The 1,229-nt window shown below is 45.7% G+C and carries 2 protein-coding genes; both read right to left on the bottom strand.

Going from position 1 to position 1,229, the window contains the following annotated elements:
• Nucleotides 1–840: tyrosine-type recombinase/integrase (locus AB6C75_RS23525; RefSeq protein WP_372092144.1), on the bottom strand; the 840-nt coding region annotated here is incomplete at its 3' end.
• Nucleotides 837–1,229: tyrosine-type recombinase/integrase (locus AB6C75_RS23520; RefSeq protein ID WP_372109522.1), on the bottom strand; the 393-nt coding region annotated here is incomplete at its 5' end. The genes AB6C75_RS23520 and AB6C75_RS23525, both read right to left, overlap by 4 nt.

Below are 1,229 nucleotides of genomic sequence, written 5' to 3'. Positions count from 1 at the left end.
ACCATTAGAGTCAAAAAACTGTTTCCCTATTTCCGAAAGGAGTTTTCGAGCATCTTTACCCACATAAACCACTTTCGCCCCCGTTTTACTGTCTGGCAAATGCCATTCATCTCCTTTGATAAAGGACCATTGCAATCCCGTCACCTCTGAAATCCGACACCCCGTCAAAAGCACCAGCTTTATGACCTGACAGCAACACGCCTCAATTTCTCCCTGCTGACTAACCGTTCGTAAAGCCCCTTCAAGTCGCGATAATTCATCCAGACTTAAAAAGCGATTCAACTTTTTTTTTCGGTTCTGCTTGATACCATCGCAAGGATTTTTCAAGCAATACCCTTGTCTCTCGGCATATTTAAAAATGGAACGCAGCACATCAAGAGTGCGATTAGCCGCTCCAGCATAGTCTTGGCTTAACTCATCAAACCAACGCTGCACATGACACGAATCAATACGAGTGACGGGGTAATGCCCAAACTCTGGTAATAAGTGTTTATTTAATGCCCCTCTTGCCCCTCCCTGTGAGCTGGTTTTCCATGTTGAGCACACTTTTTGTAACCATTCACCCTGTACCAATGCATCAAAACGCATCGCCCCGATTGCCCTACTCTTATCATTACCCTGCATCAGGCTTAACGTTTTTTGACGAGCCTGACGAAGAGATAGGCTATCGACAGGCGCTATAATCTTATTGCCACCGCCTGTCTTCATGACATAAAAACGGGAAGCGTCTTTACCTACTCGCACCCCAAACCCATATTGCTTTGTATCCCAAACAACATAAGTTTTGGGTTGGGGCAATAAATCCTTAATCTTTTTCTGAGTGAGTCTGATATAGCTCATGAGCGCATCCCCTTAGCCAAAGTCGCTGATATATGAGAGGCCGCTTTACAAGCATCCAGACTGCTTAAGTGGGCATATTTCAGCGTCGTTTCTACATCCGCGTGACCCAGTAAGCGACTAAGCACCGTCAGATTAATGTTGGATTGAATTGCAATACTGGCGTACGTGTGGCGTAAATCATGTAGGCGCACACCGGCTAACTCGGCTAAACGGCGCACTTTACGCCAGAACGAACTCAAGGCCACTTCAGATATCGGTTTGGTATGGCATCGTGCAGGAAAAATATAATCACTCTCTGTTCGCCACTCTTTTAGATACGCCCTAACCGGTGAGCAAAGATACACCGTTTTTGCACCTGTTTTACTGTCTGATAAATGCCAATGCCCTCC

The organism is Vibrio sp. 10N.237.312.B06 (assembly GCF_041464685.1).
In the GTDB taxonomy this organism is placed as follows: Bacteria; Pseudomonadota; Gammaproteobacteria; order Enterobacterales; family Vibrionaceae; genus Vibrio; species Vibrio tasmaniensis_A.
This window is presented reverse-complemented; position numbering and strand designations above follow the sequence as displayed.